We start from the raw sequence: 19,624 nt of genomic DNA on the forward strand, positions 1-19,624 counted from the left end.
GTGGTTTCAACGGTCATTTTCTGCGACGCGGTGTTTCGCAGGTGTGGTCAGCGCAGAGACAGGTTAGCTGGATTTCGCGGCGACACTATCCCCTGTGGGAGCGAGCTTGCTCGCGATGAGGCAAGGACAGACACCCTTGAAGTGACTGTCAGACCGCTATCGCGAGCAAGCTCGCTCCCACAGGGGGCGGGGGTGATTTGAAATCTGCGATAACAAAAAAGGCGACGTCCTCACGGACGTCGCCTTTGTTTTGACTGCCGCTAAAACTTACTCGGACAGTTTGTAAGCAATCACATAGTCACCCATTTTGGTGCCCAGTGAGCCGTGACCACCGACGACCAACAGCACGTACTGCTTGCCGTCCTTGCCGGTGTAGGTCATCGGTGTAGCCTGACCGCCAGCCGGCAGGCGCGATTTCCACAGCTCGTTGCCGGTGTTGACGTCATAGGCGCGCAAGTACTGGTCCAGCGTACCGCTGAGGAAGCCGACGCCGCCGGCGGTGACCATCGAGCCGCCCATGCTTGGCACGCCGAGTGGCAGGCCGATAGGCAATGGCGAGCTGTCGCGGCTGGTGCCGTTCTTGCGTTTCCACACGACTTTGCTGGTGGTCAGGTCGATACCGGCCACGTAGCCCCAGGCCGGCGCCTGGCACGGTACGCCTAACGGCGACATGAACGGGTGCATGATCACCGCGTAAGGTGCGCCCGTGTTCGGTTGCACACCCGCGGTTTCGCTCTCGCGCTTGCTGTCGGCTGCGACTTCGGCACGAGGCACCATCTTCGAGACGAAGGCCATGTAGTTCGGACTGGTGAACAGCATCTGGCGAACCGGGTCGACCGAAACACCGCCCCAGTTGAAGACGCCGACGTTACCCGGATAGATCAGGCTGCCCTGTTCCGACGGCGGGGTGTACTGGCCTTCGTAACGCAGTTCCTTGAACTGGATGCGGCACAGCATCTGATCGAACGGGCTGGCGCCCCACATGGCTTTTTCGGTCAGTTCCGGGGCCAGCAGGTTCAGGTCCGAACGAGCCTGGGTCGGCGCGGTGCGGTCACCTTTTACGGCACCTTGCGGAGCCGGAATCTCCTTGATCGGGATGATCGGCGTGCCGTCACGACGGTCGAGGACGTACAGGCTGCCCTGTTTGGTCGGGGCGATCAGCGCAGGTTTCACGCCGTCGGCGGTTTTCATGTCCAGCAGGGTTGGCTGGCTGCCGACGTCCATGTCCCACAGGTCGTGGTGAGTGAACTGGTAGTTCCAGCGCACCTTGCCGGTGGCCAGATCCAGCGCGACCAGGCCAGCACTGAATTTCTCGGCGCCCGGGGTGCGGTCTGCACCCCACTGGTCAGGGGTCTGGTTGCCCAGTGGCAGGTAGACCATGCCGAGTTTTTCGTCGACGCTGGCCAGCGACCACATGTTGGCCGAGTTGCGGCTGTAGTGTTCGCCCTCTGGCAGCGGTTCGGTCGCGTCGGGATTGTTGCTGTCCCAGTTCCACACCAGATGACCGTCGTGTACGTCAAAGGCACGGATCACGCCGGATGGCTCGTTGGTCGACTCGTTGTCGGTGACGTGGCCGCCCATGATCACCAGATCACGAGTGATCGCTGCTGGCGAGGTGGAGTAGTAGCCGCCGGCGGTGAACGGGCCGATGCCTTGAGTCAGGTCAACCACACCGTTTTTACCGAAGCCTTCGCAGATCTTGCCGGTGTCGGCGTTGAGTGCAATCAGGCGTGCATCGGCGGTTGGCAGGTACAGACGACGCGGGCAAGCCTGGGCAACGGCTTTGCCGGCCTCGGAAATCACTGCGGAGGCAGCGCTTTCAGACTTGGCGTAGGCTGCTTCGTCGTAGTACGACACGCCACGGCAGGTCATGTGGGCGAAGCCCTTGAAGCCCACCGGGCTCTTGATCTGCGGGTCGAAACGCCACAGTTCCTTGCCGGTGTCCGGGTCCAGTGCCAGCACCTTGCTATGAGCGGTGCAGGCATAGAGCATGCCGTTGGCCTTGAGCGGAGTGTTTTCGTTGGTCAGTTCCACCGGGTCATCGGCGGTTGGCAGATCGCCGGTCTGGATACGCCAGGCTTCTTGCAGCTTGCCGACGTTGGCCGGGGTGATCTGCTTGAGCGGCGAGTAGCGGTCACCGAATTCGCTGCGGCCATAGGCCTGCCAGTCGCCTTCGGGCATCTGCGGCGCGGTGCTGGTCATGTCCGCGTTGTCGCGGCCCAGTTCGCCGAAGGTTTCGCCCGGATGGGTGAACTGGCTGGCCACGGCGGTGGCGCCGGCCAGGACCACGGCCACGCTCAAGGCGCCAGTACCCATAGGGGCAGGGCCGTTGATCAGCAATGGACGACGGAACCACGGCAGCAGCATCACCACACCGAGGGCGAACCACAGCGCCAGGCGCGGCACCAGTTGCCACCAGTCGAGGCCAACTTCCCACAGCGCCCAAACAGTGCTGGCGAACAGTACCAGTGCGTACAGGCCTAGCGCCGCGCGGCGGGCGGCGATCAGCAGGACGCCGCTCAGCGCGATGCCGATACCGGCCAGCAGGTAATACAGTGAGCCGCCAAGCATGCTCAGCTTGATCCCCCCGGCCAGCATGGCCAGGCCCATCAGCAGAAGCAATATGCCGAGCAGGGTCGGCAATAGACGGCTTCGGCTCAAGGCACCATCAGTGCTCATAGTGTGATTCTCCGTGACGTTTCAAGTAGTCCCGCGCAAGTTCACTGTAGATGACGATCTTGTGCGGGCAGGGTTCATATAAAACGGGTTTGGCTGACGCAGTCCCTGTAGGAGCGAGCTTGCTCGCGAGAAGCCTGAGAACACCGCGGGGTGTCAGGCTCCAAGCGTTATCGTTCACGTCCATCGCGAGCAAGCTCGCTCCTACAGGGGGGGGGGTGGTGTTTTTTAGAACGACGACTGGACCTTGATCCCGCCGATCAGCGCGTCATCGACCTCGCCCACGCCACCGGGATGGCGGATGTATTGCAGGTTCGGGCGCACGGTCAGCCAGTTGGTCACGTGCACGCCGTAATAGAGTTCGGCGCTGTATTCGGTGTCCTGGGGCGGCAGGTAGGACGGATTGTCGTAGTCGAAAACAACATTGGCCTGGTTGGTCGCCTCGGCATTCTTGCGAAAGGCCGGGTTGACGTGGACGCGGGCCATGGCAAAGCCGATGTCGTCCCTGGCGCGCGCGTCGAGCAAGCCTTTGTAGACAAGACCCGCCTGGACGTAGTTGTCGATGGCGTTGGTCTTCTTGTCGTGCATCGTGCCGTTGGCGAACAGGCTCAGGCCGCGGGAGTGGTCGCTGGCCAGGCTGGTGACCTGCTGCTGAAGGCCCAGCCACGCGCCGTGTTTGCTCGACGCGCTGCGATAGGCTTCGCCACTCAGGGCCGCAGGCTGGCCATTGCTGTCCTTGTAGACGTCGGTGGCGTTAGCGCTGCTGTAGTAGTAACCGGCGCGGTATTCACCCGGCAGGCCATTGAGTTTCGGCGTCCACACCAGCTCTACCGGCAGGACTGCGCCCTGGGTGCCGCTGCCGCTGAGCTTGAAACCGTTGTCGCGGTCAAGGTTCGACGGGTTCTGCTCATACGCGCCGATCTGCGCGTACAACTCTGGCGTCAGGTGATATTTGACCCGTAGCGCCCACTGGCTGACCGGCCAGTTGTACCAGATGTCACCCGCCCAGTTGCCGACCTGGGAGCCGCAGAACGCCAGGTTCTGGAAGTCGCAGGGGAAGCTGTTGAAGTCTTCACCTTCGCCGAAGCGGCCGACCTTGATGTCGAGCTTTTCATCGAAGAACTTCTGCTGATACCACATCTGCGTCAGGCGCCAGGTCTGGCCGCGGCCCCAGACTTCCTGGGCCGATGTGAAGCCGCCGACACGCGGGTCGTTGATGCGGTCGTTGCTGATGTTGTTGCCGCTGCGTTCGGTGATGGTCAGCTGAAATTCGGCATCGTCCCAGCCGAGGATCTTCTGCAAGTCCAGGTGGGTGCCCAGGCCGAACTGGTCGCTGTAGCGCGCGGTGCGGTCGTGGTCGTAGCCGCCGTGAAGGTTGCTGCCCATTTCGCCGGTGTAATCCAGTTTGAAGTCATAGCCTTTTTCCGCCAGCTCCGTACGTGTGCCGTTCCAGTCGCCGAGCATCCACGGTGAGTCGCTATCGAATGCCGGAGCGGCCTGGACACAGGTGGCGAGGCCGAACGCGGTGAAACCGCCGATCAGTTTGAGGGCGTTGTGGCAAGAGACAGTCTTAAAGACAGCGCTGTCTTTCGAAAATCGCAAATCAGGCATAGGGAAGAAATTCTTGATCTTTTTCTGGGGGATGAGCGGAAGAAGTGACTGGCAGAAGCGTTTCAGCTAAAGCGTGCGCAAGGATAATGTTCCGTTACAAATAGAGAAAGGGCTTTTGATGACATGCATCCTTTCAATTTTGGTAACAGTGTTCTCCTGTAGGAGCGAGCTCGCTCGCGATGGTCGTGAACGATAACGCGTCAAACCAGATACCCAGCGGCGTCGTTGCGTTTTTCGCGAGCAAGCTCGCTCCTACAGGATTCCAGGATTCCAAGATCACCTACATTTAACAGACCGCTTCCACCCGAAGAAGCCCTCGGCTAAGGTGCGCGGCTTTCCCATTCCAACATCGCTGAAGGCCCGGCATGACCGAACACAACACTGATCCGCTGCATGGCGTGACGCTGGAACAGATCCTCAACGCGCTGGTTGACCACTACGAGTGGTCGGGGCTGGCCGAGCGCATCGATATCCGCTGCTTCAAGAGCGACCCGAGCATCAAGTCGAGCCTGACGTTCCTGCGCAAAACCCCGTGGGCGCGGGAGAAGGTCGAGCGCTTGTATGTGAAGTTGATGCGCACCAAACGACCGCTTTGAACATGGTCAACCCGTCTGCGTTACGCCGTCGTTTTGTGGTCGTGGCTGCCATGCTCGGCTGGGCGGGGTTGAGCATCCAGATGTACCTGATTTTCCATTCGCGCTGGACGCTGGGCGCCAGCCTGATCGGCGGGCTGGTGAGTTTTTTCAGCTATTTCACCGTGCTGAGCAACACCCTGGTGGCGACCGTGCTGACCTGTGCAGTGACCTCCCGCGAGTCGGCGGCGCGTCGCTGGTTCTTGCAGCCGTGGGTCAGTAGTGGCATTGCCGTGAGCATCGCCGTGGTGAGCCTCGCTTACAACCTGCTGCTGCGCCACTTGTGGCATCCCGAGGGCTGGCAATGGCTGGCCGACGAACTGTTGCACGACGTCATGCCGCTGCTGTTTCTGGTGTATTGGTGGAGTTGCGTGCCCAAGGGCAGGCTGCGGGTGGGACACATCGGGTTGTGGGTGATCTATCCGCTGGTCTACTTCGCCTATTCGCTGCTGCGCGGGCATTTGCTGGCGGTTTATCCCTACCCGTTCATTGATGTCGAGAAACTGGGTTATCCACAGGTGTTCATCAATGCCGGGGGATTGTTGGCGGGGTTTGTGGTGATTGCCTTGCTGGTGATTGGGCTGGATCGGTGGCGTGCCGCCCGGAAGTGAACGCTGATTGTGGCGAGGGGGCTTGCCCCCGTTGCGCTGCGAAGCAGTGCTAAAAGCTGCAATGAGTATTTATCTGAAACACCGCATCAGCAGATTTTACGACTGCTTCGCAGCCGAACGGGGGCAAGCCCCCTCGCCACATTGTGATTCCAGTCACTCCTCGTCACTGTCCCCCAGTTTCCAGTAACCCACCGCCTTGACGAACTGCTCGTCCAGCCCGTGCTCATCCAGCAGCACCCGACGAATCTGCCGCGACACTTTGCTCTCGGTCGCCACCCATGCGTACAGGCTGCCGGCTGGCACCTGGATCTGGCGCACCGTGCTCAACAAATGATCTTTGCCGCCTTCGCGCAGTACCCAGATCACATTGACCTCGGCAGCGCTCTCCAGCACTTGCTGTTCCTTGCCGTTTTCCACTTCGACAATCACCAACGCGCGTCGATTGGCTGCCAAGCCTTCGAGGCGTCGGGCAATGGCGGGCAGGGCGGTTTCGTCGCCGATCAGCAGATAGCTGTCGAACATGTCAGGCACGATCATCGAACCCCGTGGCCCGCCGATGTGCAGGAACTGCCCCGGTTTGGCCTGTTCGGCCCAGGTCGAGGCAGGGCCGTCGCCGTGCAGTACGAAGTCGATGTCCAGTTCCAGGGCGTCCAGATCGTAGCGGCGCGGGGTGTAGTCGCGCATCTCAGGCAGCGGACCATTGTCCTTGCCGGCGCCCAGCACCAGGGTTTCCAGCGCCGCGGCCTGTTCGGCATTTTGCGGGAACAACAGTTTGACGTGATCGTCCGTGCCGAGGCTGACAAAACCTGCCAATTCAGGGCCACCCAAGGTAATCCGGCGCATGCGCGGAGTCAGGTCGACCACGCGCAACACTTCCAGGCGACGGCGTTTGATTTCGTGCATGACACGGTGAATGGTTGAGGCGATGACTTCAGTCATTCGGCGTTCTCCTGAACGGGTTGAACGGCGGGGCCGTCGACGATGGCTTTGGCGGTGTCGTTGAGCAGGACAGCGACGCGCCGGATTTCTTCCTTGCTCCAGCGGCCGTGGTGCAGTTGCAGCGCGTGGCGCAGGTTATGCACGGCTTCGTGAATTTCGGGCGGGCGATCATGGCCGCGCAGCGAGCGTTTGCTGACATCGATGCGCACCCGCACACCTTCAAGGGCGATGGCTTGCTCTTTCAGGGACAGACGTCCGGCGTCGGTCACGCTGTAGCGTTTTTTTCCGCCTTCGGCGTCGCCCTGGATCATTTCGCTCTCTTCCAGAAAGGTCAGGGTCGGGTAGATCACACCAGGGCTGGGGCTGTAGGCGCCGTCGAACATGCCTTCAATCTGGCGGATCAGGTCGTAGCCGTGGCAAGGCTGTTCGGCGATCAGCGCCAGCAACAGCAATTTCAGGTCACCGGGGGCGAAGACCCGGGGGCCGCGACCACCGCGCTCACGTCCGGGGCGTTTCTCGAAGCCGTCGCGGCCGTCGCCGTGTTCACGGTGGGGGGAATGATGGTCTCTCATTTCTGCTTTCTCTCGTCGTGTTTAGATACAACTTAAGATATATCTTAACGAGAAAGCAAGCCCCCCTGACCGGTGGCCGTTCCGAGCGTCGAGCCGATGACCCCGCCAAAACCGCAAAAATAGTGGTAATCAGTGCGGGTGAAAAACCTGAAATTAGTGTTAACTCTCTAATGTTGGGTTTTGGCCTGTTAAATGCGGGGTTTGTGGTATTGGTCTTACAGAAGTAACTTCGTTAGTTTCTGCTTGTCATTGCCGTTAGTGTGCGGTTTGTAGTATTTCTCTTACAGTCAGACATTGGTTTTTAAGTTATTTCAGGTTTTTTCTTTCTCGGGTGATAGCACTTTGGCTACGCACTTGCAGGAACGTTCCTGCTTACTTTCCAGATAAATTGATCGATCATCTTTCGGCGTTGAAAGTTCAGCTGAGCAAATAGCTGCTCGTGACGGTTTTGCTCAACTTGAACTTTCTGCGCTTATCCTTTTAAAAGACAGGTACTGAAAGATGTTCAAGAAAATCGCGTTTGCTGCTCCTCTGGCTGTTCTGGCTCTGAGTTCTTCCGCCGTATTTGCCGCGGGTGAAGCCCGTCACTCCATCAACCTTGTCGCGCATGTACCGACCAACGGTTTCTACGTGGTACCGGTCGATCCGGATCTGGTCAACAAGGATCAGAGAATGGATTACATTCCAAGCAAGGGCACCATGGATGAGGTCAACGGTTTCTTCGACGTACGCAACAACAACGGCTCGGTGCATGCCAGCCTTGAAAGCGTGCCGGAGCTGATCAGTGGTGCATCCAAAATTGGCCTGCAAGTGGCACTCAACAATGTAGTGCTCACCACGACTCCGCAAATGGTGGTTGGCGAGACCGAATCGAATGTCAATTACCGTGCCCCACTCAACATCAAGGCACAAGGCACCACCTTTGCACCAGGTGATTACACCGGTGCCGTCACCATGATGTTCGACGCTGTTCCTCCGGTTGCTCTTTGAACTTGATCAAGAGTCATAAGCGCTTACTTGTATAAGTAACGTGACCGACCGGCAATATTAAAAGTTGCCGGTCGGGTTTCAACTTCTTTGATATTAGAGTATTCGTTCATGTTCCCGATGACGCCCATCGCGGCAGCGCTTGCGTTGCTGTTATGTAGCAGCGCATTTGCGGCGCCCGCTTCCGTTGATAATACGCCGCGAAGTTTGCTGGCCCAGGCCAAAGGCTTGCCGGCAGAGTTCGAGGAGCATTTTTTCGACGTTCCGTTGGCGGTCCGGGTCGAACTCGATCAGCAACCGTTGGGCGAGGCGATGATTGTATTGTCCCGCGATGACCGGGTGACGTTGCTCGATTTCACCGACACCAGTGAAAGCCGCTTCGGCGCCAGCGAACGCGAGACTTGGGCGGATATCCTCAAACCCGGCGTGGCGCTGGGCGCCTGCAGCGGTCAATGCCCGGAGCAGATGCTGGCGGTGCACTACAACCTGGAAAATTCATTGCTGTCGATCGTCACCGAAAATGCCGAACGCGACAGCGAAGCCAAGCGTTTCTACGATCAGCCTGAAGGCGGCAGCAGCGGCCTGATGGTGCGCAATCAACTCAATCTCAACGGCGGCCAGGATCAAGACCTGGGCGGTCGTTTCGGTCTGGAAGCCAGCGGCAGCCTGGGCAACTGGAGCCAGACCTTCAACATGCAACTGGCGCGTCTGGGTGGACCGGACGACAAGACCTATCACGCCGTGCATGAGCTCTTCACCCAGCGCGAACTGGAGGGCAGTTTTTTCCGGCTGGGGTACTTCACGCCCAACTCCGAAGGCTTGACTCGCCAGCCCCGTTCGTTCGGCACCAGCCCCGACACCGCCGTCGGCGTGATGTACGGCAGTTCCGACAGCCTGGCCATCGACAGCCCGAAACCCAGCGTCTACCCGGTTTATGTCACGGCCAACCGTCAGGGTTCCGTGGAAATCTATCGCGATGGCCTGCTGATCAATACACAGTCAGTGCCAGCCGGGTTGCAGACCCTCGACACACGGCCATTGCCGGGCGGTATTTACGAGGTGGAAGTGCGGTTGATCGAAGATGGTCAAATCACCTCGACCACCCAGGAGCTGATCTATAAGCCGAACAACTGGCGCAACCACGATGAGCGCTGGCGCTACAACCTGTTTGCCGGGCAGGAAAGCAAACTGTTCAGCAATTGGGATCAACAAAGCAGTGGCGATGCCACGGCGGGCGCCTCGATCAACTATCTGCTGCACCCGCGGGTGATTCTCGGACTGTCGGCACGCCAGGTGCGCGAAAAACTCCAGTACGGCAGCTCCATCGACTGGACCCTGGGCAACAGCACCAGCGTCTACGCCAATCTTTACCAGACCGAAGACCACGGCACCGGCGCCGATCTGCAAGGCCTGTACAACTACGGCTCTGGCAGTCTGGTGATCAGCCACAACCGTAGCTGGCTCGACACCACCAACACTTATGACACCCTGCCCGACGGCACCCGCGTACGACAACGCAACGTGTTCACCGGCCAGACCAGCAACTCGTCGCTGGCGTTGAACCACCGCATCAGTCGCAAGAGTTCGCTCAACGCGCGGGTGTCCCACAGTGAGGGCAATGTCGAGGGCGTCGGCATCGACCTCGGCTGGACCCAACGGACCCAGCTGTTTGGCAGCGATGCCAATTGGCGCCTGTCGTTGTTCGACCGTCCGGGCAGCTACAGCAGCGGCGATGCGCGCAATCGCGGGGTCGACCTGAGCATCAACATGGCGCTCGGCGGTCCGGGCCAGCAGATTTCCGGCAGCATCGGCAGCCGCACTGCCCGTGAGGGCGGTCGCGACAACAACGCCTCGCTCGGTTACCGCAAGGACCTGCAAGACCACGTGTTGCAGAGCGTCTCGGTGACTGCGCTCACCGACACCTATGGCGTCGGCCTGTCGAGCCTGGCGAATTTTCGTACCGACGAAATCAACGGCGACGGTTTCATTCAACGCTCTTCGTTCAACAACAAATTCACCGGTGGCCTGAACCTCGACAGCACCCTGGTGGTCGGCGCGCAGCGCATGGCGTTGACCAGCCAGCATCAAGGGCGCGGTGCCGGGATGATTGTCGACGTCGAGTCCGACATCGACGGTATCGCCTTGCGCGCCGACGACCTCAGTGGTGGCAGCGCGGCGCTGCGGCCGGGGCGCAATTTCATTCCGCTCACGGCCTACAAAAACAGTTCGGTGAGCTTCGACTTCGAAGGCAATCACGTGCCGGCGGCCAGCATCGAACCGGCGCGCACTCGCTATCACCTGAACAAGGGCGGTGTGGAGTACCGCAAGGTGCGGGTGATGAAAACCCTGACCGTGCTCGGGCGCCTGCTCGATCCGCAGGGTCGGCCGCTCAAGGGCCACCACGTGATCAACCACGCCAGCCGTGGGGTCAGCGAGGTCGACGGTTTCTTCTCGATGGAAATGAACGCGGGTTCACCGACCCTGGAAGTGCGATATGCCGACCAGTTGCTCTGCCAGTTCCGTCTCGATACCGACAAACACCGCAATGAAAACAACGTGCTGATGATCGGTGATTTGCGCTGTTCGCCGGACACCTTGGCGGACGCCAATCGCACGGCTGAGACGGCGGGATGACGGATATCCGGTTCAAGGGATTTTTGAGGTCATGTCAAATGTTAGATATTTCACAAGTTAAAAGGTCAGCCATATATGCAGCCGCTGTTGTTGGAGTAGTCGTGGCGCTGTTCCCTGCTTCAGCCGCAGCGGTCACCCAACAAATCAGGGCAGTGTTTTACCCTGATGCATCTAACCCTCAATTCAATAAGTTCGAAAATAGAACGCCGTTAAGTGGTTTTTGCTTGGATAACCCACCTCAATGCCACGCTGAAAACCTGTTCAGCTTACGCCTGCCTATTCTCTCTTACTCGAATGCAACCATTGTGGGCGGTCATACCAACAAGCGTTTGGGGGCGATGTTTAACATTCCTTCGCAATGGCAAGACGTGACCGTCAGCCACCCAACGGCGCCCCCTCAAACCGTCAGGTTCCGGGTGGCCGGCATGGGCGTGGCCTACAAATTACCTCTGCCGGCACCCGAACTGACCGGCGGGTTAGGCCATAACTATCTGTTTGAGGGCGGTACCTGGAGTTATGCCGGTCCACCGTGCACCGGTTTAATGGGTGCGGGTAATGACATTGGTTTCAATAGTTTCTGGCGGCACCCGGTTAGCGCCGGGATTTGCGCCAAGAAGGCTGTTTTCGATATTCCACAACCCTTCAAATATGAAACATTCGACATTACTTATGAGCTTGATACTCCCAATCCCCAAGACATGGTTTCGGGGCAATACACCGGACAGCATATTTTTCGAGTTGGGCCAAGCCAGGATTTTGATTTGGGCGATGTGATGATTCCTCAGGACAACGTCATCGTTCTTGATTTTCTTCTCGACGTTGAACATGTGTTGAAAATCGACATCCCCCCCGGCGGTGAAAAAATTCAGCTGGTCCCGGCTGGCGGCTGGCAGAGGTGGTTGCATGCGGGGCGAAAACCCGTGCGGTTGTTCCGTGACCAGACCTTCAATATCTCGGCCAGTTCTCGCTTCAAAATGTTTTTGCAGTGCTCAATCAGCGATGGACGGGTCTGCTTAATGGCTGATCGGGATTCGATGCTTAGCGCTCCATTGAAAGTCAGCGTGAGCTTGCCTGGTGGCTTGACCGATAGCGCCGGAAGACCGGTCCAGCGTCAGGAACTGGTGACTGAAGGCGGGGCCGTGACTTTTCAGCCCAGCCACTATGTGGATCGTAAGCCGGGCACGTTGCACTTCGAACTTGAGAAGCCCGATCACTTTTTTTTGCCTGGGGCGCCAAAACAGTATTTCGGCGGCGTCACCGTGATCTGGGATTCGGAAATCTGATGGGCCGCCAATCGATGGACCGCGCCTGTGTTGTGTTCAATGTCATGAGGTTCAAGGGTATGAAACGTCTGTGGTGGCTGTTGGGTTTGAGCGGGTTTTCTCTGGTGGTTCAGGCCGGGCCGCAGATCAACGTGGGAACGGTGTACGACTATCTGGACGGCGACAAGAGCACTTACCTCAAACGCGTATTCAACAGCGGCGACAGCACCGCGTTCGTCAAGGTCAACATCCTGGAAATCATCTACGACGCCGATGGCACACATCGCGAAATACCGGTCGCAACGCAAGCGGATGGCAGCGGTCGGGATGGCTTGATGGCCAGCCCCGCACGGCTGATTGTGCCGGCCAATGGCATGCAGGGTACGCGTTTGCTGCACTTGGGCGCTCGTGACACCGAACGTTATTTCCGCGTGCGTTTTGTGCCGGTGGTACCGGAAAAGGAAGACGACTTCGCGGTGTCCAGTGAAGAGCGCGAAACCTACAAGGAGAACCTGTCGGCGGGGGTCAACGTGATGACCGGGTTTGGCACGGTGTTTTTTGTCCGTCCCAAGAACAGCCGTTTCGACAGCGTGATCGATGACAGCGCCGGTGTTTATCGACTGCGCAACAACGGCAACACCGTGGTGGTGATCGATGAGTTTCGCAATTGCTCGCTGAAGAATGAAACCGAGTGCGAGCCGACCACCAAGCATCACGTTCTGGCGGGCAAGTCGTTCGAGTTCGAGAAGAAACCCGGTCGCGAATACCGCTTCAACCTGATTGAAGGCGCCGACAAAAAAGCGTTGCGCGTTGCCAGCCAGTAACACCGCCAAAGGCGGGTCGCCCTGGAAGACTCGCCGCTTTTTTTCTCGCAACAGGTAACTGACATGATCAAGCAATCGGCCATCGCCCTCTGTGTGGGCGTGATGACGTGTGCCCAGGTTTTCGCGGCACGGGAAGAGCGCACGTTCGAAGTGTGGGCGGATATTCCGACCCTGGGCTTTTACGTGCTACCGGCCGAGACGAACTGGATTCATCTGGAACAGACCCTGCCGTGGAATCGCAACACGTCGAAGCTCGAAGGGTTGCGCAAGAATTTCGACGTCAAGCACGACACCAGTGCGATCGAAGCGCGGCTGGACGCCGAGCCCTATCTGTTCAACGGGCGGGAGGACCAGAACATCTACTTGCGGGTCACCTTCAATGGCCAGGAGTTGAGCCACGAGGCGACGCCGCGCGAAGTGGTATCGGCGGCGCAGGCCATGGCAGGCGGGCGCTTTGCTTTGGAAATCCAGCCGAAAGAGCCGGCCGGTGGTTACAAACCGGGCACTTATTACGGAACGGTTCAGTTGATTTTCAGTGCCGCGGCACCCTGATCTGTTTTTGACAGGGCCCAAAAGTGTGAGAGCACACGGGTGTTGCAGCGTTTGAATGTCGAGTGGATATCGCCACCCAGGGAGCAGGGCGGCTTTTCGGAGATGGATACAGATGAATGTCACAGGTGTTTTGTTTTCAACGAGGCTTTTATGGTTATGGAGTCTTTTAATGGTGTGGTGGCTGATGCCCCAGGCGTTGGCACAAGACGTATCAATCACGGCGTTGTTCAAGCCTGATTCGGCTCATCCGCATCTCAACCAATTCAAGAACACTACTCCGCCCAGTGGCTACTGTCAGCTGTATCCGGGGCAATGTGAGGAAAACAAGACGTTCAGCCTGCAAGTCCCGATTCGATTCGATTCCAGCCAAGCGATCCCGGCCAACCATGCATCGCCGCGCCAGGGCGCAACGTTCAAGGTGCCGGCGCAATGGCGTGATCTGACGGTTCGTCACGAATCCGGGGAAGTGGAGACTGTAAAGGTGAGGATTACGGGTGTGGGCTCCAGGCATGTGACACAAGATGTGATGCAGTTGGTGGGCGGCGCCGATGATTATCGGATTGCGCACAACCTCTTATGGGGATCGAGCTGGGTGAACTCCCCGCCGCCATGTCTTTACAGTGGCGTGGGTTACTACGGTACCAACTACTACGGTTTTTTCTGGAAAACACCGGTTGAGGCCGCGTGTGATAAACAGGCGAAATTCAATATTCCGTGGTTGCGCTACGACCATCTGGATTTTTCCTATGAACTGGTCACGCCCAATCCATTGGGCATGTTGGCAGGCCATTACACAGGCTCGCTCACCTACACGATCGGCCCCAGCGGCGACTTCGATTTCGGCGATGTCATGCTGCCGAGCAGTCCGGTGTTAACCATGAACTTCAACCTCGACGTTCAGCACACCCTCAAGGTCGATATCCCGCCCGGTGGCGAGAAAGTCCAGTTGGTACCGGCCGGTGGCTGGCAGAGCTGGTTGCAGGCGGGGCGCAAACCGGTGCGGTTGTTCCGTGACCAGACCTTCAACATCTCGGCCTCATCGCGTTTCAAGATGTACATGGAGTGTGAGTGGAGCACTGCCTACGACTGCATGCTCGATGACCGTGTCTCCAAGCGTGGGGTGGAGCTGCAGGTCTTTGTCACCCTGCCCAATGGCCTGACCGACATGAGCGGGCAACCCGTCAGGCACATGCGAATGCGATCGGGCGCCGCCAATGCGTTGTATTTCCAGCCGGGTTTCTACGTCGACAGGGCGCCGGGTGTTCTGCACTTTGAAGTGCCCCAGAGTCAAATGGCATTCATGCTCGAACCGGGTGCCGGTCCTTTCTACAGGGGCAAGGTCACCGTGATCTGGGATTCCGAGGTCTGAGGCCTGGGACTGCCGCCATCGCTGGCAGGCCAGTTCCCACAGTGGATGGGTGTCGTACACAGATCTTGTGGCGACCACCGATCCCCTGTGGGAGCGAGCTTGCTCGCGATGAGGCAGGCACATCCAGCATCAATGTTTATGCTTTTTACTGGCCGGCGCGCTTCATGGCTTGACGGGTCAAGCGCCTCGACAGTTCTTTCTCTGCATCACCCAGGTCGACCAGCAGGCGGTCGAAAATTCCATCGCTCAATGGCTCATCGGCGAAGACCACCGTGTCCGGCGCCGGCAGGTCGTTCATCAGTTCCCTGAGCCGGCTGCGCAATGCGGCGCGCTGATACTCCGACTTCGACTCGACCCATTCACGCTGTGTATCGCGCAACGTATCCAGTTGATCCGACAGGCCCAGATAGCGACGTTTATTGGCTTCCATGTCAGTCGCATAGCGCTCGTTCAAATGGTTTTGCCAAAAATCCTGTTCGAGCATTCGATCGACCAGACCATCGCCTTCGCCCAGGGCCAGCACCGTGTCATAGGCTTGATCGATCATCGCGTCAGTGATGCCGGACACCGGCCGGAACAACATGCCCTTCGATTGCCAGGGCAGGTCGAGGCGCTCTGCCAGTCCGGTCTGATAGGCCAGGTAGACCTCGACTTCGTCCGGGTTGCCGCCACGACTGGCGACATCGGCACGGGCAATGTCGTTGACCTGTTCCAGCCGCGCCGCGCCTTTGGCCAGGGTCACCAGTTTCTGCTCCAGCTGCACTGGGTCGGTGGAATACGCGTGGGCCTCGTAGGCGAGCACATCAATGCCCATGTGATTGAACAACTGCGCACCGGCGTCGGCGCAATCCACCGGCGCGATGGCCATGGTGAACAGCTTCTCCCGCAGAGGCGTGTCGACGTAGACGGCATCGAGCATGCGCCAGACACGCTGCACCAGTTGATCCCGGGCCGGGCCGGGGTTCTGGAAGTCGCGGCTCAGGCGGGTATCGAGCAATACGTTCAGGAAGCCCTGTGCCTGGGGCTCATCGGCCAGCTCCGACCAGAGATTGGCACGGTTGACGCCCCAACCGGGTACGTCGCTCCAGTGTTTCGCGCTGTAGTCCGAGTTGACCACCCACTCGGCCAGACTGTTGGAGGGCACGATGGGTTCAGGGGGCAGTTGCACCGAACGACGGATTGCCTGATAGCGACCCTGGTTGGATTCCGACAGATTGCCGACATCCAGCCGGGTACGCGCCACGACCCATGCCTGCGGTGAGCCTGGGACCACTTCGGGAATCAGGTTGATTGGGTTATCCCGAAGATCCAGCAGAAAGCCGCGAGGCCTGGTTTTGCTCAACGTACCTTCAGGCCAGGTGGTAATGACCGTGTCCCGCAGCCCGACAACCTTCAGCCGGGGCATGCTTGAGATGTCGACAACCCTGCCCAAGGGGTTTTCATCCAGACGCAGAATTTCCAGGTAGTCCAGATGCTTCAGTTGCTCGACGGCGGCGGCGTCCAGCACGATTTCATTGTCAATCAAACTCAGTCGTTCGAGCCGCTGCATGGCGCCGATGTTTTCCGGCAGGCTCGTCAGTTCGCATCCTCTGGCGCTGAGTTCGCGCAGGTTGGGAAAATCTTTCAGCAAGCCGTTTGCCTTGGAGGAAAAGCGTGTGTTGTCGAGTTTCAGAAGGGTGATGCGGTCCAGAAATTTCCTCAGATCGGGACGTTGCGACCACCAGTTTTCCAGATTGATGGGTAACAGATCGCCGGAGAGGTCGAGGCCGTAGCTTGATGGATCAGTGCGGCTGCCAAGATCGGTGTTTGTTCTTTCGAAACATTGGATAAGGCCTTCAGCAATGCGGTCGCCACCACCGTTCAGGAAGCCCTTTGAGTCGGGTCCCCAGGTTGGTGGTTGCTGGTTTCGCCAACGATTCAGGATGATCCGTAGTTCGTTCAGATCATCTTCATGCTGCTCAATGGCACTCAGCGGTTGGCCTTGTTCGATCAGGGCATTGGCGAACGTATCAACCTCAACCTCACTGAAGTGCGGATGCAGATCCTGTATCCGTTCATGCAAGGTTCTCGCCTCCCTGCTCAGCCCACCGCCACGCACCAACAACATCGTTTCATGCTCGGCAACCGGGCGAACGGGCGGCTCGGCGAGTACCGTACGGCGTTCGCTGGGCTGGGCCGATTTGACCATGATCCATTGGCGGAACCTGTCGCCGTCACCCGGTTTGTAGCCCAGGCTGTTTCGGCCATTCTCCTGCGTGGCGTGCAGGACGGCTTCGAAAAAGTCATCGGCTTCATGGATCGGCTGATCCTCGCCATCACGCACCTGATACTGCCCGGCATCATCGCGAATCAGCACCCGCACGCGCGTGGCGTCGTCGGGGCCGACGCTGTAACGCAACTCGCCATCGAATGTTCCCTGACGAATCTCGAGGCGCAGGTCGCCGAAGGTATCGGTGTTAAAGCGCAAGGTGCCCAGCACCAGGCGTTCGGTGTCGGGAGTAATTGACGCGCTCGGGTACAAACCCTGGGCCGCTCGTACTGTTTGAGTTTCGAATTGCAGCTCTCGTGCCTGGGTCCTCATGCGCAAAGGCAGGCGGTTTTCCTGGGTAATCCGTTGACGTTCCGCGGCGCTGGCACGCGTATGGATTTGTTCCGCAACGGTCGCCGGCAGCTCCGGGAACTCGCTGAACAGCGGCGCGATTTCAGCGGGTACCGCGGCGGGCGCGATTGGCGGTGAAGCCAGGCGTTGCAGGGTATCGGTCAGCAGCGGTGGCGGCGGGGCGCTTTCAACGTGCACCCGGCGCAGCTCGGCTTCATCGGTGCCGCTGATCTGGCGAATCTGCTCCAGTTGTTCGTCGTTGAAACCATCGGTGCTGTGGCCGAGGCGGCGCATCAGGGGCGAACCTTCCCACTCCCGTGGGTTTTCCGTTTCGCAGACCCAGGCCCCACGGCCATTGTGGCGTAGAGTCGGTGCGTAAGCGTCGAAACGCTGCGGATGGCGGATGCGTTGTTGCCCTGTGACCGGGTCTTCCAGCACTTCGAAGTGTTGATCGTTCAGGCGCACTATGCGTCGGCCCTGATGCTGGTGAATACCCAGGCCATCAGGCCGGGCGTCCTCGGGCAAATCCACGTCGGTGCGTTGATAGGGGCTGAGGTCAGGGTTCCACAAGCGCGTTTCACCGTTTGCCAACTGCACCGGTTTCAGGCCTTCGAAAAACGGCGAAAGCTTCGCCTGTGCAACATTGCCGACGGCGCCTGCCGCCGCGAACACGCCCAACTGGACCACGTTTTCCAGCACGCCGAGGGTCTGCTCGCCGGCCTCGGCCAAGCGTCCCTCGGCCAGGTCGACAAGACCTTCGACCACGCCATCGGTCAATTGATAGGCCGTGTACGCCAGCATCAGTGGGCCCAAGACAGGCACAAATGGGGTCGCCACCAGCAAGGCGATCGTGAGGATGTCCGAGAGCATTTTTTCCAGGTTGTCCCACCAGGCCCAGCGGGCCATGCGGTCGGCGTATTCGGTGGAGATGGCGATCTCCCGGGCATCGTTGAAAATCTTGTTGAGGGTCTGCCGGTAGCGATAGCCCCACAGGTCATTGTTGAAGGTCGTCGCGCGGTCGGTCTTGATGCTCGACACACTGAAATGCAGATCGGGTTTATCCACAGGCGTTTCGCGCCAGCTCGGCAAATTGGTACCTGCGGCAGCCGGCTGCCATTTCACCGTGCTCAGACGCGCGTTCAATCCGGCAAAAAAATGCCCGCGTTGCTCATGGGGCACGAACTGGCTGAAGAACTGTTGATAGCTTTTAACCGATGCGCCATCGCGCAACTGACGTGTCAGTTCCGCCATGAATTCCAGAGACGAAGGGTATTGCTTGAGCGGGTGCTGCGGGTCATGGGGCACATAGGCAATCACCGGGACCGGGCCGCTGGCACTGGCTGTATCCGCCGCGATCAGGATGATGCCGCTCAGGCGCGTGTCCATCATCGCCAGGTTGTAATAGTCGACGGGTTTGCCGTTCCACTTCAGCCGTGAACGATCCTCGAGCATGCCTTGCACCACGTCATAGGCATCCTGATCGATGTCGTGCTTCATCAGGGCCATTTGCGCGGCGACATTCAGTGCGCTTTTCTGGCTGAGAACGACTTTTTGGCGCAGGACATTGCTCGCTGCCTTGTCGCTCGGCTTTAAAGTGTCTTGCAGGTGCTGTTGATAGCGGGCGCCGATGTCCAGTTCGCGACACACGGACTTGAACTGCTCGATGCTCAGTTTGTGCTTGAGCTGTTTGACGTTGAAATGCCCGCGTGCGTCGGGGCGGGTGATGAATTCGGAATCTTGGGTGAACGCCTCGTCTTGGGAAAAGTTGTGCAGCGCGGCATCCAGCAGCGAGATGGTGCGACTGGTGGTTCCTGCGGAAAAGTCATGGACCCACCAGGCTGTCTTAACCGGGGCATACAGGCGCAACCAGGTTTCCTCGACATCGTCTTCGACGCCGAAGCGGTCCCTCAGCTTTTGCTGCAGCAGGGGTTTGGCAAAGGCTGAAATATCCAGCAGATCGCGCAGGGCCTGATCCACGGTGTTCTGCGAGGTCCAGTTAAGCTGGTTGGCTTTTTTCAACTTGCGGTGAGCGGTTGTCGACGCGGTCCTTTGCCAGTCGGGCAGCGTCAGCCTGACAGATTTCAGCGCATCGACACGGGATGGGGAGGTGTTCAACAGCCAGGACGGAATCGCCTTTCTGACCTGATGGAAGTGGATGCTTTTATCGAATGGGGCGATGGCGATCGGGTCTGATCCTTGAATCGCCGAGGGGGTAATGGGCATTGTTTGATCGTCCTTTGATCAGTACCGGGGACGACCAGACTAGGTAAGCATGTTGCCTAAAAAAAGCGCAAAGATTGGTTGTTAAAGGTGCCGGGTGCGACTCGATTCTCCAAAAATCAAAGAGTGAAAAATA

At 58.9% G+C, this 19,624-nt stretch carries 13 protein-coding genes; 8 read left to right on the plus strand and 5 right to left on the minus strand.

Annotation, left to right across the window (positions count from 1 at the left end):
* Nucleotides 1-267 precede the first annotated feature (267 nt).
* The gene (locus PSJE_RS14875; RefSeq protein WP_090453277.1) at nucleotides 268-2,679 is read right to left on the minus strand and encodes a glucose/quinate/shikimate family membrane-bound PQQ-dependent dehydrogenase; all 2,412 of its coding nucleotides are present in this window, start codon (nucleotides 2,677-2,679) and stop codon (nucleotides 268-270) included.
* Nucleotides 2,680-2,904: 225 nt separating this feature from the next.
* A complete protein-coding gene (locus tag PSJE_RS14885) occupies nucleotides 2,905-4,287 on the minus strand; it encodes a carbohydrate porin (RefSeq protein ID WP_090453279.1) in 1,383 nt (460 codons plus the stop codon).
* 365 nt (nucleotides 4,288-4,652) lie between these two features.
* Between PSJE_RS14885 and PSJE_RS14890 the strand changes: the two genes are divergently transcribed.
* Nucleotides 4,653-4,883: a VF530 family protein gene (locus tag PSJE_RS14890; protein WP_090453280.1), complete on the plus strand. Its 231-nt coding sequence runs from the start codon at nucleotides 4,653-4,655 to the stop codon at nucleotides 4,881-4,883.
* Between the two features lie 2 nt (nucleotides 4,884-4,885).
* On the plus strand, nucleotides 4,886-5,530 hold the full coding sequence (locus PSJE_RS14895) for a Pr6Pr family membrane protein (protein WP_090453281.1): 645 nt from the start codon (nucleotides 4,886-4,888) through the stop codon (nucleotides 5,528-5,530).
* 153 nt (nucleotides 5,531-5,683) lie between these two features.
* Here the strand turns inward: PSJE_RS14895 and PSJE_RS14905 are convergent, their stop codons facing one another.
* Both PSJE_RS14905 and PSJE_RS14910 read right to left on the minus strand, forming a co-directional pair.
* Complete coding sequence (locus PSJE_RS14905; RefSeq protein ID WP_090453282.1) at nucleotides 5,684-6,469, minus strand: siderophore-interacting protein; 786 nt, start codon at nucleotides 6,467-6,469, stop codon at nucleotides 5,684-5,686.
* A complete protein-coding gene (locus PSJE_RS14910) occupies nucleotides 6,466-7,041 on the minus strand; it encodes a PadR family transcriptional regulator (RefSeq protein WP_057716251.1) in 576 nt (191 codons plus the stop codon). Before PSJE_RS14910 ends, PSJE_RS14905 begins: the two co-directional genes overlap by 4 nt.
* A gap of 501 nt (nucleotides 7,042-7,542) precedes the next feature.
* Here PSJE_RS14910 and PSJE_RS14915 point away from each other — a divergent pair.
* The 6 genes from PSJE_RS14915 to PSJE_RS14940 all read left to right on the plus strand — a co-directional run bounded on the left by PSJE_RS14915 (nucleotide 7,543) and on the right by PSJE_RS14940 (nucleotide 14,669).
* Nucleotides 7,543-8,031 carry a CS1 type fimbrial major subunit gene (locus PSJE_RS14915; RefSeq protein ID WP_057716250.1) on the plus strand — a complete coding sequence of 163 codons (489 nt, stop codon included), beginning with the start codon at nucleotides 7,543-7,545 and terminating at the stop codon, nucleotides 8,029-8,031.
* A gap of 108 nt (nucleotides 8,032-8,139) precedes the next feature.
* Entirely contained in the window at nucleotides 8,140-10,662 is a 2,523-nt protein-coding gene (locus PSJE_RS14920) for a TcfC E-set like domain-containing protein (RefSeq protein ID WP_090453283.1), read from the plus strand.
* Nucleotides 10,663-10,700: 38 nt separating this feature from the next.
* Entirely contained in the window at nucleotides 10,701-11,945 is a 1,245-nt protein-coding gene (locus PSJE_RS14925; protein WP_090457750.1) for a hypothetical protein, read from the plus strand.
* Between the two features lie 59 nt (nucleotides 11,946-12,004).
* Nucleotides 12,005-12,748 carry a pilus assembly protein gene (locus tag PSJE_RS14930; RefSeq protein WP_090457752.1) on the plus strand — a complete coding sequence of 248 codons (744 nt, stop codon included), beginning with the start codon at nucleotides 12,005-12,007 and terminating at the stop codon, nucleotides 12,746-12,748.
* A gap of 63 nt (nucleotides 12,749-12,811) precedes the next feature.
* Nucleotides 12,812-13,300 (plus strand): CS1 type fimbrial major subunit, encoded by a 489-nt coding sequence (locus PSJE_RS14935; RefSeq protein WP_090453284.1) that lies wholly within the window; start codon nucleotides 12,812-12,814, stop codon nucleotides 13,298-13,300.
* 169 nt (nucleotides 13,301-13,469) lie between these two features.
* On the plus strand, nucleotides 13,470-14,669 hold the full coding sequence (locus PSJE_RS14940; RefSeq protein WP_224795449.1) for a DUF2771 domain-containing protein: 1,200 nt from the start codon (nucleotides 13,470-13,472) through the stop codon (nucleotides 14,667-14,669).
* A 145-nt stretch (nucleotides 14,670-14,814) separates the two neighbouring features.
* Here the strand turns inward: PSJE_RS14940 and PSJE_RS14945 are convergent, their stop codons facing one another.
* Nucleotides 14,815-19,491 (minus strand): NEL-type E3 ubiquitin ligase domain-containing protein, encoded by a 4,677-nt coding sequence (locus tag PSJE_RS14945; RefSeq protein ID WP_090453286.1) that lies wholly within the window; start codon nucleotides 19,489-19,491, stop codon nucleotides 14,815-14,817.
* Nucleotides 19,492-19,624 lie beyond the last annotated feature (133 nt).

Source organism: Pseudomonas jessenii, assembly GCF_002236115.1.
Taxonomy (GTDB): domain Bacteria; phylum Pseudomonadota; class Gammaproteobacteria; order Pseudomonadales; family Pseudomonadaceae; genus Aquipseudomonas; species Aquipseudomonas jessenii.

What these genes read in the sequence shown, in the direction of transcription:
- PSJE_RS14905 (WP_090453282.1), bottom strand. Translation starts at nt 6,469, where the DNA reads ATGACTGAAGTCATCGCCTCAACCATTCACCGTGTCATGCACGAAATC.
- PSJE_RS14940 (WP_224795449.1), top strand. Translation starts at nt 13,470, where the DNA reads ATGGTGTGGTGGCTGATGCCCCAGGCGTTGGCACAAGACGTATCAATC.
- PSJE_RS14935 (WP_090453284.1), top strand. Translation starts at nt 12,812, where the DNA reads ATGATCAAGCAATCGGCCATCGCCCTCTGTGTGGGCGTGATGACGTGT.
- PSJE_RS14890 (WP_090453280.1), top strand. Translation starts at nt 4,653, where the DNA reads ATGACCGAACACAACACTGATCCGCTGCATGGCGTGACGCTGGAACAG.
- PSJE_RS14930 (WP_090457752.1), top strand. Translation starts at nt 12,005, where the DNA reads ATGAAACGTCTGTGGTGGCTGTTGGGTTTGAGCGGGTTTTCTCTGGTG.
- PSJE_RS14895 (WP_090453281.1), top strand. Translation starts at nt 4,886, where the DNA reads ATGGTCAACCCGTCTGCGTTACGCCGTCGTTTTGTGGTCGTGGCTGCC.
- PSJE_RS14875 (WP_090453277.1), bottom strand. Translation starts at nt 2,679, where the DNA reads ATGAGCACTGATGGTGCCTTGAGCCGAAGCCGTCTATTGCCGACCCTG.
- PSJE_RS14925 (WP_090457750.1), top strand. Translation starts at nt 10,701, where the DNA reads ATGTTAGATATTTCACAAGTTAAAAGGTCAGCCATATATGCAGCCGCT.
- PSJE_RS14910 (WP_057716251.1), bottom strand. Translation starts at nt 7,041, where the DNA reads ATGAGAGACCATCATTCCCCCCACCGTGAACACGGCGACGGCCGCGAC.
- PSJE_RS14945 (WP_090453286.1), bottom strand. Translation starts at nt 19,491, where the DNA reads ATGCCCATTACCCCCTCGGCGATTCAAGGATCAGACCCGATCGCCATC.
- PSJE_RS14915 (WP_057716250.1), top strand. Translation starts at nt 7,543, where the DNA reads ATGTTCAAGAAAATCGCGTTTGCTGCTCCTCTGGCTGTTCTGGCTCTG.
- PSJE_RS14920 (WP_090453283.1), top strand. Translation starts at nt 8,140, where the DNA reads ATGTTCCCGATGACGCCCATCGCGGCAGCGCTTGCGTTGCTGTTATGT.
- PSJE_RS14885 (WP_090453279.1), bottom strand. Translation starts at nt 4,287, where the DNA reads ATGCCTGATTTGCGATTTTCGAAAGACAGCGCTGTCTTTAAGACTGTC.